This window comes from Micromonospora sp. DT81.3 (genome assembly GCF_049847225.1).
GTDB lineage: Bacteria > Actinomycetota > Actinomycetes > Actinomycetales > Microbacteriaceae > Microbacterium.
In genome coordinates this window covers 1-15,361 of record NZ_JBNCNY010000009.1, presented here as the reverse complement: position 1 = coordinate 15,361, position 15,361 = coordinate 1, and the positions used below count along the sequence as shown (strand labels likewise).

The 15,361-nt window shown below is 65.2% G+C and carries 14 protein-coding genes and 2 pseudogenes; 13 read left to right on the top strand and 3 right to left on the bottom strand.

What is annotated here, in order from left to right:
- Window positions 1-127 precede the first annotated feature (127 nt).
- On the top strand, window positions 128-559 hold the full coding sequence (locus ACPW96_RS17915) for a hypothetical protein (protein WP_425884635.1): 432 nt from the start codon (window positions 128-130) through the stop codon (window positions 557-559).
- Here ACPW96_RS17915 and ACPW96_RS17910 read toward each other — a convergent pair.
- On the bottom strand, window positions 546-1,004 hold the full coding sequence (locus ACPW96_RS17910) for a hypothetical protein (protein ID WP_425884633.1): 459 nt from the start codon (window positions 1,002-1,004) through the stop codon (window positions 546-548). The two genes, ACPW96_RS17915 and ACPW96_RS17910, sit on opposite strands and share 14 nt — an antisense overlap.
- 23 nt (window positions 1,005-1,027) lie before the next feature.
- Here ACPW96_RS17910 and ACPW96_RS17905 point away from each other — a divergent pair, with 23 nt between their 5' ends.
- From ACPW96_RS17905 to ACPW96_RS17895, 3 genes are all read left to right on the top strand, one after another.
- Entirely contained in the window at window positions 1,028-2,047 is a 1,020-nt protein-coding gene (locus ACPW96_RS17905; protein WP_425884631.1) for a serine/threonine-protein kinase, read from the top strand.
- 571 nt (window positions 2,048-2,618) lie between these two features.
- Window positions 2,619-2,882 (top strand): hypothetical protein, encoded by a 264-nt coding sequence (locus ACPW96_RS17900; protein WP_425884629.1) that lies wholly within the window; start codon window positions 2,619-2,621, stop codon window positions 2,880-2,882.
- Between the two features lie 222 nt (window positions 2,883-3,104).
- Window positions 3,105-3,539 (top strand): GNAT family N-acetyltransferase, encoded by a 435-nt coding sequence (locus tag ACPW96_RS17895; RefSeq protein WP_425884627.1) that lies wholly within the window; start codon window positions 3,105-3,107, stop codon window positions 3,537-3,539.
- Window positions 3,540-4,043: 504 nt separating this feature from the next.
- Here the strand turns inward: ACPW96_RS17895 and ACPW96_RS17890 are convergent.
- Window positions 4,044-4,460, bottom strand: coding sequence for a flavin reductase family protein (locus ACPW96_RS17890; RefSeq protein WP_425884873.1), 417 nt, complete (start codon window positions 4,458-4,460; stop codon window positions 4,044-4,046).
- Window positions 4,461-4,497: 37 nt separating this feature from the next.
- On the opposite strand from ACPW96_RS17890, the gene ACPW96_RS17885 reads away from it, so the two are divergent.
- The 4 genes and pseudogenes from ACPW96_RS17885 (at window position 4,498) to ACPW96_RS17870 (ending at window position 10,240) form a co-directional block, all read left to right on the top strand.
- The gene (locus ACPW96_RS17885; protein ID WP_425884624.1) at window positions 4,498-4,635 is read left to right on the top strand and encodes a hypothetical protein; all 138 of its coding nucleotides are present in this window, start codon (window positions 4,498-4,500) and stop codon (window positions 4,633-4,635) included.
- Window positions 4,636-4,691: 56 nt separating this feature from the next.
- Window positions 4,692-6,825 (top strand): annotated as a pseudogene (locus ACPW96_RS17880) (molybdopterin oxidoreductase family protein); the annotation flags it as partial.
- Window positions 6,826-7,334: 509 nt separating this feature from the next.
- Window positions 7,335-9,917 carry a nitrite reductase large subunit NirB gene (gene nirB, locus ACPW96_RS17875; RefSeq protein ID WP_425884622.1) on the top strand — a complete coding sequence of 861 codons (2,583 nt, stop codon included), beginning with the start codon at window positions 7,335-7,337 and terminating at the stop codon, window positions 9,915-9,917.
- Entirely contained in the window at window positions 9,914-10,240 is a 327-nt protein-coding gene (locus ACPW96_RS17870) for a Rieske (2Fe-2S) protein (RefSeq protein WP_425884620.1), read from the top strand. Before nirB ends, ACPW96_RS17870 begins: the two co-directional genes overlap by 4 nt.
- 325 nt (window positions 10,241-10,565) lie before the next feature.
- On the opposite strand, the gene ACPW96_RS17865 is transcribed toward ACPW96_RS17870, so the two are convergent.
- A complete protein-coding gene (locus ACPW96_RS17865; protein WP_425884619.1) occupies window positions 10,566-11,654 on the bottom strand; it encodes an ATP-binding protein in 1,089 nt (362 codons plus the stop codon).
- Window positions 11,655-12,254: 600 nt separating this feature from the next.
- Here ACPW96_RS17865 and ACPW96_RS17860 point away from each other — a divergent pair.
- The 5 genes and pseudogenes from ACPW96_RS17860 to ACPW96_RS17840 all read left to right on the top strand — a co-directional run.
- Window positions 12,255-13,211 carry an acyl-ACP desaturase gene (locus tag ACPW96_RS17860; RefSeq protein ID WP_425884618.1) on the top strand — a complete coding sequence of 319 codons (957 nt, stop codon included), beginning with the start codon at window positions 12,255-12,257 and terminating at the stop codon, window positions 13,209-13,211.
- 46 nt (window positions 13,212-13,257) lie between these two features.
- On the top strand, window positions 13,258-13,389 hold the full coding sequence (locus ACPW96_RS17855; RefSeq protein WP_425884616.1) for a hypothetical protein: 132 nt from the start codon (window positions 13,258-13,260) through the stop codon (window positions 13,387-13,389).
- Between the two features lie 164 nt (window positions 13,390-13,553).
- Window positions 13,554-13,721: a hypothetical protein gene (locus ACPW96_RS17850; protein ID WP_425884614.1), complete on the top strand. Its 168-nt coding sequence runs from the start codon at window positions 13,554-13,556 to the stop codon at window positions 13,719-13,721.
- 233 nt (window positions 13,722-13,954) lie between these two features.
- Window positions 13,955-14,236, top strand: coding sequence for a hypothetical protein (locus ACPW96_RS17845; protein WP_425884612.1), 282 nt, complete (start codon window positions 13,955-13,957; stop codon window positions 14,234-14,236).
- A 32-nt stretch (window positions 14,237-14,268) separates the two neighbouring features.
- Window positions 14,269-14,499: pseudogene (locus ACPW96_RS17840) on the top strand (DUF2382 domain-containing protein); the annotation flags it as partial.
- Between the last annotated feature and the right edge of the window lie 862 nt (window positions 14,500-15,361).

Genomic DNA, 15,361 nt, shown 5'->3' with positions numbered 1-15,361 from the left:
GCTGCCGGAGTACTCTCCGCGGAGTGGAAAGTACCGACGGTACAGGAAGCCGTCGACGATCGGTCGGTTTCTGGCGCCGCGGAACGTCTCGGTGCCTGTGACCAGCTCACGGCCTATAGTCGCCCCTGTGATGATGCAAGAGGTGCTGGACCTCGCCCCAGCCATGATGGCGGCGGAGACAAGCAACCGGGACCTCGGCGATCCCACCGTCTTAAAGGCCGCCGGAGCCTGGTTGGCTCAGCTCTGTAAGGATGCCGACTGCACGGTGGTGATCGCGGCGTCCCGTTCCGCCGAGTGGATTGTCGCGTCCGCGGTCCTCACGACAGATGCCGTGTTGCACACGGCGGCCACTGGCTCGTCCACTACCGGGCGGGTGATGATCGTCGAGGGGGCCGTCGTCACCGGGTCTGCGTTGTATCATGCGGCGGAGGCGGCTCGGTCTCAGGGAGCGACATGGGTTGGGGCGGCGATCTTTCTTCGAACTCGACCGGATCTTGATCAGCTTGATGTCGCCTCGCTCGATCTTGTCAGCAACCTGAGGTCGCTCACGCAAGCTTGACTGCCGCAAGCGCCGCTGCTGCCGCTTCCGTGTATGACGCATCGGCGACCGTTAGCGCGCCGAGCGCGAGCGCCGCGTCCTTGGTACCACCAATTAGGTCGCCGATTCGCTTCCCGTTTCGGATCTCCACGACATTGACGTGATCGAGAGCACCGGAAAGCACTGCCCCTTCCACCCGGAGTCGGAGGCGCCCGGCATTCGTGTCAGAACTGCGCGGCCCGCGATCGGCCTCAAACATCACCGCGGCAGCGATGTCCGGGTGGCCCGCCAGTGCACTACGCAACCAGTCCCTCCCGTCGCGTGCCTGCTGCGCCTGGGATGCTGACCCATCTAGAACGTGTTCAAGGCAGGCCGGGGCGAGAGCGCCAGTGTCGTCCACCACGACCGCTCGCAACACCCGCCGCTTGGTGGAGATTGCGTGGAATCGGATCCCGAGGTAGCGCACAGACGCACCTTACACTCGACCTCATGTTGAGCACGTCGCCGGGTGGCGTACTCGCCGGGCGATACGAACTGCGCGAGAAGATCGGCCAAGGCGGCTACGGCGAGGTGTGGCGCGCTTGGGATCGGAACCGGTCGCACGAAGTCGCCCTGAAGTTGCTCTTTCGAGGGCGTCCGACCGAAGCCTGGCTGGAGGCATCCCTGCTCACTCAGCTCAAGAGCCCGTACATTCTCGAAGTCAACAATGCCGACTTGATCGTCGACGTGCCGTTCCTCGACACCGCGCTCGCGAAGGACTCCCTCGACCGTGTGTGCGCGTCGCATGGCGTAGAACCTCATTTTGGTGTCGAGTCGATCCGCCGGGCGCTTCGTGGCCTTGCGCTGTGCCACTCCCGCGGTCTCCTCCATCGTGACGTGAAGCCAGCCAACATCTTTGTGCGAGCCAACAACGACATCGTCCTCGGTGACTTTGGCGCAGCAGCTCTCATGGACTCAAGGGGGACCGCGGAAGCCGCCGGGGACCCTCGGGTACGCGCGCCGGAAGCGTACCTGGATGGCAGACAAGGCGCGGCCGCCGACATCTATGGCGCGGCAGTCTCTCTGTTCGCACTGCTGACGGGTCGATGGCCATTCGACCAAGTGATGCAGGCCGCCTTGGATGTTGCAATCCAAGCGGGCGCCCGGCCCGCGCTCCGCGACCTCGCCCCTCATGCAAGCCTCGCGCTCTCCCGAGTGGTGGACCAGGGAATGCATCTTGATCCGTCGAGGCGCTTCTCGAATGCGGCCGAGTTCGACTCCGCTCTGGGGAAGCTTCCTCCGCGCATCAACCGGTTCACTCCGATCGCTGCGCATCCGAACCATCTCCGCTGTTGGCGGGTCGACGGAAAGTCTGATCTCCACGTCTGCGTCGAGGCGGGTGACACCCAGCACGTTGAGGTGACACACGCCGGCAGTGGGCGCCGAGTCGGCCGGCTGTGCGTACCGTGCGCTCCTTCAGAGACCGCTGCGACTCTTCGCAAGACCTTCGACAACCTGCGCAAGGGCTAGTTCATGATCACGAGTCGATCGATCGCCAGTGCTCGGCCCGAACAATCTTCAACGATGGGGCAGTCAGTGCCCGCTCAGGGATCGCTCAGGTCGGCAAGCGAGCTGCAGTTAGTGATCGGAGCGAAGATCCGCCGTGGCGAGTCGTTCCACTTAGGTGGAAGGACGAAGACAGTATCGGTAACGGCGGGATCACCGTGTGGGTGCACCCGAGGGTCTCGGTCGTGTACAAGCTGTTGTTCACTGCCAACTCGCCGACCGCCCTCTCCGCGGTACCTGAACCTCCGAAGCACGAGTAAGCCAAGGTGCCCGAAGTTATTAGACGGCTGCACGAGGCGCACTGACCTGTACTGCGGGTAGCTCACGGACGCAAGACGGGCGGGTGGTTCTTTCTCGGCGGGCAGGGATAGGAGTGGGGGCCGTTCTCACCTCGCCGATGAGGATCGGCCCCACGAATGCAATTGTGCGGGAGTCCTCTTGAGCGTGAGGGGGTAGACGCGCACATCCTCGGTGTGCACCGTTGACGCGGCGCAGTATGTTGGTTGGTCTCGGCCGGAGGAAGGACCCGGACCGAATGGGCTCGACGCTCGTCACAGACGAGAAACTGCACGTTGTTATGGACAACCTTGCACCGATCACTCTCCCCAAGGATGCGTACGGTCCTCAGCCGCTCCACTGGGTCAAGGCCCGTGTGCCGGTGTGGGCGTGGATCTCGTGGCCGCACAAGGTCGCGGAACGTCTGCCTGCATGGGTGACCGGAAGCAACGATCGAGTCTGCGTCGTCGCCTGGGATACTGACCGCGGCGAGCGGAACACCGTTGTGTGGCTGATCCCCTGACCGCCGCGCGGGTTCTGATCGTCAGCGCATGCCTCAGCGCTCGTCGACTATCACCCCCGGCGAATTGCACATGAACTCGAGGCGGATGCCGCGTGACCGGTGCCCCGGTGCGGATCCCACGTGGGACGCAACCTCGTCGCCATGGCCGACCGGCGAAGGGGTATCGCGGCGGAGTCCGGCAGCTCCGGGGGAACGGATTCCTGGTCGAGCTAGAGTCACCTCATGAGCGCCGCGATTGACAGCATCCGTCCGGCGGTCTCGAACGATTGCGAGAGCATCTGGCCGCTTGCCCGTGGTTTTGCCACGACGTTTCGGCTGCGGGAGGACGCGTTCGCGGCATCCTTCGAGGCGAACATTCATCACGACGAGGCACTCTTGATCGTCGCTGAACGCGACGACGGGATCGTCGGTTACCTCCTCGCGCATTGTCACCCCACCTTCCTTGCCAACGGCCCCGTTGGATGGGTGGAGGAGGTGATGGTCGACGAGTCTTGGCGTAGGAAAGGTGTGGGTGAAGCCTTGATGGCCGCCGCGGAGACATGGTCGGCGGCGAAGGGCGCCGCCTATATTGCCCTGGCGAGCCGCCGCGCCTTGAGCTTCTATGAGGCAATTGGTTACGAAGACTCAGCGACGTTCTTCAGGAAGAGTCTGACCTGAACGAGTCCACGGTCACACTGTCGGTGGCGAACGTCCCTCCTGTCGTCCGAGCCGGCTCGATCATCTCCGAACGTCAGACAGCGCGTCGGTGGGGCCCGCGAAGACTCGTTCGATCGACATCACGCACCTTGTCACACGCATGCGGCAGGAGTGCCGGTGAAGGATCGACTTCGGGGCGGGCGGGCGGTCGCCAGTAAGCGATCACAGGATGCTGCCATTTAGCGATCAGCATCACAGGGCTGCGGTATTCCGCGCAAACAGGACAGATCGGGACGGGTCTAGGGACGACGTTAGATGTCTCGTATCCCATGGGCTACAAGACACCCATTGTTGTCGACTGCGTGCCGCCCGGTCGGCATGGTGGCTAACGAGTCGTTGAGCGACCGTTCTCGGTTCCGGTGGGCGCGGCTTTCACCGATGCCGGTGATCGATTCGCTGGCGGGGTTGATTGAGAAGGTCATAGTCGCAGTGTCCGTCTTCTCTTGGCTGGCGGCCAGCGAGGCGCTATTGGATGCGGGAGTGGTCGCCGAGGCGGTGCCATGAACGGTTGTGATAGACCAGCGGGTCGCCGGAGGTCCCGGCGGCGATGTCGCGCTCGACGTGTGACTGCAGGGCGTGCGCTGCGATCACGGTGGAACTTCCGGCATCCATTCGTTCGATCACGGCGCAGCGCGCCCATGCCCGCACGTGCCGGTATACCGGCTCACCCGTGACCAGTCGCGAGTACCGGTGGGTCTCGGCGAAGCGGTCGATGCCGCTTGTCGCACCGAGCTTGGCGATGTCGAGGTCGTGTGCGTCGAGGAGGTGCACGACCATCGTCTCGGCCCGCGTCAGCACTGCAGCGGCGGAGGACTGCGCCGAGATTGAGAAGATCAGCAGCGGCGGGTCGGCGCTGACTGACGACACGGATGTCGCGGTCAGGGCGACCGGGCCCTACGGCGGCTTCATCATCCCGCAGGTGCTGGGCTTCTCCAAGACGAGCTTCGACGACTACACGGTGGCCTTCTACTGGTTCATCGCTGCATATGTGGTGATGATCGGGGTGACGGTGTTCTTCTACGCCCGCCGCGGCTCCGCCCTCGGGCAGCGCATCTGACGAGTGTCTATCGTGCTCCGCCTCTCTTCCTCACCCGGCTCCATGACGGTTCCACGATGGTGACCCTCGGGCTTCAGGGCCAGCGGGCGCCCGTCACGTCCTCTTCTTCGACTCTCACGCACTGCCCCTATTGTTCGCTCCAGTGCGGCATCACTCTGCAGCCGGGTGACGGAGCCAACGCGGTCGACCTTCGGCCGCAGCCCGACTTTCCGACCAACCGCGGTGGTCTCTGCTCGAAGGGGTGGAACGCGGGCACGCTGTTGGGACATCCGCAGCGCCTGCTCACCCCGCTCGTGCGCAGTGTCGCGGGGGATCGCACAAGTGCGTTCCGGGCCGCGTCATGGGAGGAGGCGCTTGACGTCGTGGAGGCCGGGATCCGTTCCAGTCAGGAGCGGTACGGTCTTGACAGCGTCGGATGCTTCGGCGGAGGCGGGCTAACGAACGAGAAGGCGTACGCGTTCGGCAAGTTCGCCCGCGTGGCTCTGCGTACCTCGATGATCGACTACAACGGGCGCTTCTGCATGTCCTCGGCCGCGACCGCGTGCAACCGTGCCCTCGGAGTGGACCGTGGGCTCCCATTCCCGCTCAGCGACATCGCCGAGACCAAGGCAATTCTGCTCGTGGGATCCAATCCGGCCGCGACCATGCCGCCCGCGATGCAGTACTTCGACCAGGGCCGCGCGAACGGTCAGGCCCTGATCGTGATCGACCCGCGCAGGACCGCGACCGCGACGAGCGCCGCGCTGCACCTCATGCCGCTGCCCGGCACCGACCTCGCCCTGGCCAACGGCCTGCTGCACATTGCCATCAAAGAGAAGCTGGTCGACACCGCGTATGTGGATGCCCGCACCACGGGGTTCGCCGCGGTCAAGGCATCCGTCGCCTCGTGGTGGCCGAACCGGGTCGAGCAGCTAACCGGCATCCCTGTGGCGATCCTCCGGGAGGCGATTCGCACGTTGGCGGCGGCGCCAAGTGCGATGATCCTCACCGCGAGGGGTGCGGAGCAGCACAGCAACGGCACTGACACAGCGCAGGCGTTCCTCAATCTCGCGCTCGCGCTCGGACTTCCCGGCAAGCCCTACTCGGGGTATGGCACGATCACCGGGCAGGGCAACGGGCAGGGCGGCAGGGAGCACGGTCAGAAGGCGGACCAGCTTCCCGGTTACCGCAAGCTCGCTGACCCAGACGACCGGCGACACGTCGCCGAGGTCTGGGGAGTCGACCCCAACGACTTACCCGAGCCTGGACTGTCGGCTTTCGAGATGCTCGACCGGATGGGCACCGACGGCGGTGTGCGGGCGCTGATCGTGCTGGCCTCGAACCTGGTCGTCTCGGCACCGGACGCGAATCGCGTCGCGGAGCGACTGGGAAGTCTTGACCTGCTGGTCGTGTCCGACATCTTCCTCGCCGAGACCGCCGCCTTCGCCGACGTCGTGTTCCCGACGACGCAGTGGGCCGAGGAAGAGGGCACGATGACCAACCTCGAGGGCCGCGTCATCCGGCGAAAGCGGGCGATGCCTCCCCCTGACGGGGTACGCAGCGATTTGGAGCTGCTCTCGGCGATCGCGGCCAGACTCGGCCGAGGGTCGCATTTCCCTACCGACCCGCGCGTGGTGTTCGACGAGCTCCGCCGTGCCAGCGCTGGGGGCCATCGCGGATTACTCCGGAATCAGCTACGAGCGGATCGACGCTGAGCAGGGCGTCTTCTGGCCGTGCCCTGGAAAGGACCATCCCGGCACCCCGCGATTGTTTGCGGACCGGTTTCCCACACCGGACGGGCGGGCGCGGTTCATCCGCGTCGACCACCGGAATCCGGGGGAGATCCCGGACTCACGGTACCCCTATGTGCTCACCACCGGCCGGCTGATGGCGCAATATCAAAGCGGGGCGCAGACTCGGCGGCATTCCAATCCGGAGCAGGCGGCCCTGCAGCCCGAAGTGGAACTGCACCGCGACCTCGCCCGGCAGCTCAAGGTCAACCAGGCCGACATCGTGCAACTGCGCACGAGGCGCGGCGCCGCCAACTTCCGCGCCAGGATCACCGAGGACATCCGGGTCGACACCGTCTTCATCCCCTTCCACTGGGGTGGGTCATCCAACGCGAACGCGCTCACCAATCCGGCCCTCGACCCGCTCTCAAAAATGCCGGAATTCAAGGTATGCGCCGTTTCGATCACCCGCGTCGGATCACCCGCAGACGTGCACCTACTCGCCGCCCCTCCCGGATCTCCAGGCCCCTCAGGGCCGTCCGGAGCGGTCGTTCCCCTCCCGCCCTCCACCACGACGATCACCGCACGACCCGCACCGAGAAGTGCTCCACCATCACCAATGAACCGCCGAAGGACCTCCGCAATGATCTCCAAGAACCGCTTCCTGCAGGGCTTCTACCCATTCGCTGGCGCCGGCCCCGCCACCATGGTGCCCATACACAACGACCTCTCCTACGTGGTGCCCGAGGGTGTCGTCAATCAGCCGCTCTACTTCCGGGGCGGCAACTCGACCCCCGAGCTGATCACCGTCGTCCTGCTACGCGACGGGGCGCCAATGCGCTTGTTCCCGATCGGCGCGAAGAGCGACGTGAACGTCCCGCTCCGGGTGGTCGAAGACATCGAGGGCGGGTCAATGATCGAGCTGCAGATAGTCGCTGCCGAGGGTGTCAGCGGCACGGTGGTCGTCGACCTGGGAATGGTGGAGCACTGATGAGCACGATGATCGAAAGCGCCCGCGACATCGAGGCCGAAGAGGATCCACGTCGCCGCCTCGTCGTGATCGGCAACGGAATGGCCGGGGCACGCGCCGTGGAGGAGATCCTCGCCCGCGGTGGCGCCCTCCAATTCCGGGTGACGATGTTCGGCGACGAGCCCTACGGCAACTACAACCGGATCATGCTCAGCCACGTGCTGTCCGGGGAGGAACACCACGACGACATCTTCCTGAACCCGCTCTCCTGGTACGAAGAGAACGACATCACCCTTCATGCGGGCGTCCGGGCGTCCAGGATCGACAAGTACGCCAAGCTCGTCTTCTCCGACGACGGACAGGTCACCCCCTACGACGTGCTCATCATCGCCACCGGCAGCCAGTCGTTCATGCCGTCAATGGAGGGCCTGCGAACAGAGCCCGGTGAGCTGCTGCCCGGGGTGTTCGGGTTCCGCACCATCGATGACACCCGCCGCATGGTGGACTACGCGACGCACGAGCACCACACGAAGGCGGTGGTGATCGGCGGCGGGCTGCTCGGCCTGGAGGCGGCCAGGGGTCTGCAGGCGTACGGCCTGGATGTCAGCGTGGTTCATTCCGGAGGCCACCTGATGAACGCCCAGATGGGTTCGCAGGGGGGTGCCATCCTCAAGCGCAGCGTCGAAGCCCTCGGCATCACCGTGCACACCGGGAGCCGGACGACCGCGATTCTCGGGCTGAACAAGGTGCACGGCGTCAGGATGCGTGACAAACCGGACCTCGAATGCGACATGGTCGTGCTTGCCGCCGGTATTCGCCCGGTCGTAGATATCGCCGTGGTGAGCGGCCTCACCGTCGAACGGGCGATCGTGGTGGATGACCAGATGCGGGTCATCGACGAGGACGACATCTACGCGGTGGGTGAGTGTGTGCAACACCGCGGTGAGGTGTACGGGCTCGTGGCCCCGTTGTGGGAGCAGGCGGTCGTGCTCGCCGATCAAGTGACGGGCGCGGACCCGGATGCCGAATACCTCGGGTCCCGCACGGCGACGAAGCTCAAAGTCGCCGGAGTCGAGGTCGCGTCGATGGGACTTAGCGAACCCGAGCGGGACACCGACGAGCACATCGTCTTCTCCGAACCCGGCCGGGGCGTCTTCAAGTCGATCGTGATCCGCGACGAAAAGCTCGTTGGAGCGACCCTTCTCGGCGACAGCCGGAAGGTGGCGTATCTCACTCAGGCGTTCGACCGTGGGTTGCCGCTCCCGTCGGAGCGGATCTCCTTGATGTTCGACGTGGGCGGTCCGTCAGAGGAGGTCGGGGTCGCGGAGCTGCACGAAGATGCCCAGATCTGCAACTGCAACGGGGTGAGCAAGAAGGCACTGGTGGACGTGGTCAGAGGCGGCGTGAAGACCGTCGCCGGGGCCATGGACGCGACCCGGGCCGGCAAGGGCTGCGGCTCCTGCAAGCTGCTGGTCAAGCAGGTCGTCGAATGGGCGGCGGATGGCGTCGTCGAAGAAGACCCCGCCGCGACCTACTACGTGCCCGGCATCCCGATGGACAAGAAGACCCTGATGGACGCCATCCGTGATCTCGGACTGACCTCGGTCTCGCAAGTGTTCGCCGCACTCGCCCCAGGCGGCAAGGACGACGCCAAATCGAAGATGGGCCTGGCATCCCTGATGAAGATGATGCTGGGAGAGGACTACGTCGACGAGCGCGACGCCCGCTTCGTCAACGACCGCGTGCACGCCAACATCCAGCGGGACGGGACCTTCTCGGTCGTCCCACAGATGAAGGGCGGAGTGACCAACCCCGACCAGCTGCGGAGGATCGCCGACGTCGCGGACAAATACAGCATCCCGATGGTCAAACTCACCGGCGGTCAACGCATCGACCTGCTCGGAGTACCCAAGGAGGACCTGCCCAAGGTCTGGGCCGACCTCGACATGCCCTCCGGCTACGCATACGGCAAAAGCTTCCGCACAGTGAAGACCTGCGTCGGCCAGGAATACTGCCGCTTCGGCACAGGGGACTCGACCACGCTCGGCATTCAGCTTGAGTCCGAGTTCCAGGGCATCGAGTCGCCCGCGAAGCTCAAGCTTGCCGTCTCCGGATGCCCACGCAACTGCGCCGAATCCCTCGTCAAGGACGTCGGTGTCGTCGCGATCGAGGGCGGCCGCTGGGAAATCTACGTTGGGGGAGCGGCCGGCGCCCACATCCGGAAGGGAGACCTGCTCGCGACCGTCGATGACCCGGAGACGGTGAAAGTGCTCACCGGCCGATTCATGCAGTACTACCGCGAAAGCGCGAACTGGCTGGAACGCACCTACGCGTGGGTGCCCCGGGTCGGAATCGATCACATCCGGGCCGTCGTGGTCGATGACTCCGAGGGCATCGCCGATCGACTGGATGCTGCGATGCAGGAATCCGTCAGCAACTACCGCGACCCTTGGAAGGAACGCGATGACCCAATGACTCCCGGTCAGTTCCGGACGGCACTACCCCTCACGGTCCTCCCGCAAGTGCCCGTCACCGGACGGAACGATGCCATGCCCACCGTCGAGGCGGGCCGCGCCGCCGGCGACATCCGGGTGACGCGATGACCGGCTCCGTGGAGGTGGCCACCCGCACGCTGGGACCGGTCGCGCAGATCCCCCTCGGGGAGGCCCGCGCGTTCGGCGTCGACGGACGGCAGATCGCCGTGTTCCGGCTGCGCGACGGTTCTCTTCGCGCGCTCTCCGCGGTATGCACACACAAGGGCGGCCCAATCGCGGACGGCACAATCGACCAACAGGTCGTGGTATGCCCGCTGCACATGCACGCGTTCGAACTCGACACCGGGTGCTCGACAACGGGTGCTCCGCCGCTCATCTCCTACAAAGTCACGGTCGACGAAGACGATAACATCGTGCTGCAACTCGGCTGACCCGGAGACCTCGGCACGGACAACCCACAGAAGGCGGTCCTGGAAGCGCGGACGGCCATGCACTCCCAGAGGCACCCCGCCTAGTACGGGAGCGCGGCGGGGCGTTGTGACGTCCTCGATCGGGCCAGAGTAGCGATCCGGCGGCTGGAAGCAACAAGTGGCTCTGGGACATTTGGAACGCCTCAGCTTCAAGTCCGGTCCATCTTGTTGTTCCCCGTTGGGTACCTGGGGACAGTCGGGGACAGGCCGATCCGAATGATCGAGCAACATCCGGGAGATCGAGCGTCTGTGAGCCGGCGGTCCTCCGGTGGGTAGCGCTGATGCGTTATCCGTCGAGATCGCGGATGAAGGCAGCGAATCCTGGGATGGTGAACTCGATTTTGCCTCGTGAGCCGGACTGGATGAATCCCTTGTCGATCAAACGAGCCCGAGGCATCGACAGGCTTTCACTGGAGACGCCTAGTACGCGGGCAACTTCGGCGCGTTGGACCGGCTCGTCGCCCAGCGAAGCCATCGCGGTCATCAGCTCGCGTTCGGCCGCGGTGGCGTTGGCCCATCGGGCGCGGAACAGGGCGTCCAGATCGGCTTGCATGGCATGGCGACCAACGGTGACGTGGTCGACCGTGATTCGGCCGCCGGGGTCAGGATGCCCCGCAGCAGTCCATGTCGCGTCGGCGATCAGCTGCACCGCGTAGGGATAGCCGGCCGCGAGTTCGAACGCGGCAGCCAGAGCATCGTCCTCCCACACCACTCCGAGATGGCGCGCCGGCGCGGAAATCGCCACCTCTTCCGCCTCGCGGCCAAGCAGCAGCAGCGGCCGGTAAGCGAACCGTTCGCTGAACGTCACCGCGGAAGCAATCTTCTCAGGCGCGTTCGGTAAGCCAGCGGTGAAAACGGCGGCCGGCACGCCACTCCCTTCGGATTGCAGATGCTGCCATGCGTACGCGAGCGTGAGCAACCCGGCTGGGTCCGCCGCCTGGATCTCATCGACGAGAATCACCAACCCCGTGTGATCATCACTCGATGCCGCCAGACGAAGAACGGCTTCGAATTCTCTGTACCCGCCGGCGGTCGCTGCCACGTCCGGCTTGAGTTTTGCTTCGACGCCAACAATCTGGGGAATGCCGGCCCGGAGAGTGAGGGACTCCAGGTGCCTGCCCAGTGCAGTGCGTGCCCCGGAACGCCAGGTGCTGCTCTCCCGCTCGATCTCCGCAGCGATCTGAGCGATCAGTCCAACACCTTCTTCTCCGGCGGTCACCCATATCGTTTGTGCTTCACGCTCCCGGGCGCGACGCTGGTACTGCCTCAACAATGAGGTCTTACCCAGACCACGAGGCGCATGATCCACACGGATGCGCCCAACCAGGCGCCCCAGGTCCACCAGATACGAGAGGCGTTCCTCAAACTCACCCATCTGGACAGCGCGACCAGGCACCGTGCGCGCCACCTCGCCTGGCGTGTATGGGCTCGGTTGCATCAGTACGTCCCCGTTACAGTTCGTTATCGATCGATAGTTCTATAAAGGACATAACGCACGGTGAGCTTACGTTGGGGAGTAGCGCGCCGCCAGAACCAGTCGCTAACGGGATCGGTGTTCCTCGCCATATACAGCTCCTTCGCTCCGCCGGAATCTTCGCCCTGATCCGCCGACGTGTCTCGAAACCTCGAGCGTCGCAAATTGCAAGGGATTCGAGACAGTCACCGTGTCGCATATCAGGCACCCGCGCGGGTATCTTCACCCGGCGGGGTAAACGGGCACCCGCACGGGCGCTCCGGCTCCCACGCACCGATCGTCGTTTGGGCGCACGTCCATGGACCCGTTGACGGGCACGGCTTTTGGTCAATCGGGACGGGGTCGACAAGGTGTCCGTCTCGGCCGTCACAGCAAGGGCACCGGTCCGGCCGCGAGCACGACCCTCCGGGTCAAGAAGTAGGCGGCCGCGCGGCCCCCGGGCGCACCGGGCCCAGGTGCCGGTAGCCTCGGTCACGGGCCAGTGCGACCGAGGGAGCGACCATGACCAGCACGCCGACCAACCTCCTCGAGGAGCTCGAGCCGGTAGTGGCCGAGAACCTCGACCGCCACCTCTCGATGGCGCAGGAGTGGCATCCCCACGACTACGTCCCGTGGAGCCAGGGCCGTGACTTCGCGTTCCTCGGCGGCGAGGACTGGGCGCCCGAGCAGTCGCAGCTCTCCGAGACGGCCAAGGCCGCGATGTTCACCAACCTGCTCACCGAGGACAACCTGCCGTCCTACCACCGCGAGATCGCGACCCGCTTCGGCCGCGACGGCGCGTGGGGCACGTGGGTGGGCCGCTGGACGGCGGAGGAGAACCGGCACGGCATCGCGATGCGCGACTACCTCGTCGTCACCCGCGGCGTCGACCCGGTCGAGCTCGAGCGGGCCCGGATGGACTACATGACCTCGGGCTACGACTCCGGCGAAAAGACCGCGCTCGAGACGGTGACCTACGTGTCCTTCCAGGAGCTCGCGACCCGGGTCTCGCACCGCAACACCGGCAAGGTCACCGGAGACCCGATCGCGGACCGGATGCTCGCCCAGATCTCCAAGGACGAGAACCTCCACATGATCTTCTACCGCAACATCGTCTCCGCGGCGCTGGAGATCGCGCCCGACGCGACGATGCAGGCGATCGCCAAGGAGGTCATCGGCTTCGAAATGCCGGGAGCCACGATGGCGGGCTTCCGGCGCAGCTCGATGATGATCGCGAAGGCCGGGATCTACGACCTGCGCCTCCACCACGACGACGTGATCATGCCGGTGCTGCGGCACTGGCACGTCCTGGACCGCACCGACTTCGGACCGGAGGGCGAGCAGGCCCGCGAGCAGCTGGCGGCATTCCTCCAGGAACTCGACGCCCGGGCGACCAAGTTCGTCGACCGCCGCGAGGAGAACCGGGCCCGGGAGGCCGCGCGCGACGACGGGGTGCAGCAGGACATCGTCGCTTCCTGAGCCGCACGAGCCGGGCGACGACGGGTACCGCCGGATAATGAAGATCATGCGCACCGCGGCCTACATCGGCGTCGCCAAGAAGCTGTACGACGAGGCCCGCAAGCCCGAGAACCAGCGCCGGATCAAGCATCCTCCGCGTGCGGTCACGCTCCCGGTTCCAGTCCCGCCATCTGACTGACGTCGATGACGGCGCGCAGAGGGACCCCTCAGGTAGGCAAGCGAGCTGCAGTTGGTGATCGGAGCGGAGATCCGTCGTGGCGAGTCGTTCCACTTCACGTGGAAGGACGACGACAGTATCCGTAACGCCGGACCACCGTGTGGGTGCACCCGCGGATCTCGGTCGTGTACAAGTTTTTCGGCAGCGAAACGCCGGTCATCAACCGGGCCTGGGTGGATGTGCTGATGTTCACTGCCAACTCGCCGACCGGCCTCTACGCGGTACCTGAATCTCCGAGGCACGAGAAAGCCAAGGTGCCCGAAGCCACTCCACGGATGCACGAGGCGCACTGACCTGTACTGCGGGTGGCTCACAGACGCAAGACGGGCGGGCGGTTCTTTCTCGGCGGGCAGGTATAGAAGTGGGGGCCGATCTCACCTCGCCGATGAGGATCGGCCCCACGAATGCAATTGTGCGGGACGGATCCTCTTGAGTGTGAGGGGGTAGACGCGCACACCCTTGGTGTGCACCGTCGACGCGGCGCAGTACGCTGGATGGTCTCGGCCGGAGGAAGGATCCCGACCGAATGGGCTCGACGCTCGTCACGGACGAGAAACTGCACGTTGTCATGGACAACCTCGCACCGATCACCCTTCCCAAGGACGCGTACGGCCCTGAGCCGCTCCAATGGGTGAAGAGTCGTGTGCCGGTGTGGGCGTGGATCTCGTGGCCGCATAAGGCCGCCGAACGTCTGCCTGCTTGGGTGACCGGAAGCAACGATCGAGTCTGCGTCGTCGCCTGGGATACTGACCGCGGCGAGCGGAACACCGTTGTGTGGCGCAATTCCGTCACGCGTCGCAGCGTTTAGCCACGACGCCCTAGCGGCTTGTCGAGCGGGAGCCGATCACCGATGCGAACGTGGGCGACGCGCTGAGCGGACCGGACATCAGCGAAGAGGAGCACGAGGTCATCCTGACCGAGGAGCGCCCCGTCGTCGCGAAGGAGACGGTGCCGGTCGAGCGGGTGCGCCTGGGAACGGAGACCGTCACCGACACGGAGAGCGTCGAAGCCGAGGTCCGTAAGGAACAGATCGAGCTCGACGACGACGGCAACCGCACCATACGGCGATAGCGACTACACGGCCGCATCCCGCACTCAATTGCCCCAAGAACGTAATCCGGGACGTCTTCCACTGTTTCGGTTGCTGTGCTTAGGCTCTCTCATGGCTGACTTCCCGGCGTGTCCGAACTGTTGCACGGACGACTTCCTCGAGTACGGGCACTATGAGCCAGCACACCGTGAAACGGAAGAAATCGGGACGAGTATGGGGTCCGTCACTCGGGACCAGCGCCATGAGCCGATGGTTGAGTACCGCTGCTTGAAGTGCGGTCACGTCAACGCGCACAGCGTTCCGTACGCCTGGACCATGCCTTCGCCTAATCCGCGCGTCGAACCAGACGCGCGGTGGGATCAGCGCCCGGTGGCTGACACGACTATCGGCCCGCGGTCGTCCTACGCGACCGCTGACCGGGACGAGTGAGTGCGCGCGTGCGTCGCTACCTCCTGGCACAGATCGCCTAGCGCCGGGACATAATCGGCGCCCCGCCTTCGTCGCGTGGATCATAGGCGGAGACGCTCTGCCGCATGTCGCAAGGCGGGCCCGAGCTTTCGCGTCGACGATAGGGATTGACCCGGTTTGGTCCCGACGTGGGCGGATCATTTGACCGGCCGGTCTCAGACACCAGCCCACATGCAGTGGCCGTCGCAACCACTTGGCTGGGATCGCGGTGGCGGCCGCGACTAAGGGTCGAGTTTAGGTCCGGACGTCGGCGGTATACCCGCACTTTCCTCGTCCCTCCGATAGATGCCGAAATGTGTCGACGACGCTTGAAAACTGGACAGTAACGACGCGGTGGTTCCAGTGATCGTTGCAACGTGATCACACCTGTTGGAGGTCATGTTGTCGTCACGTCGCATTCCGAAGGGTCCAGGC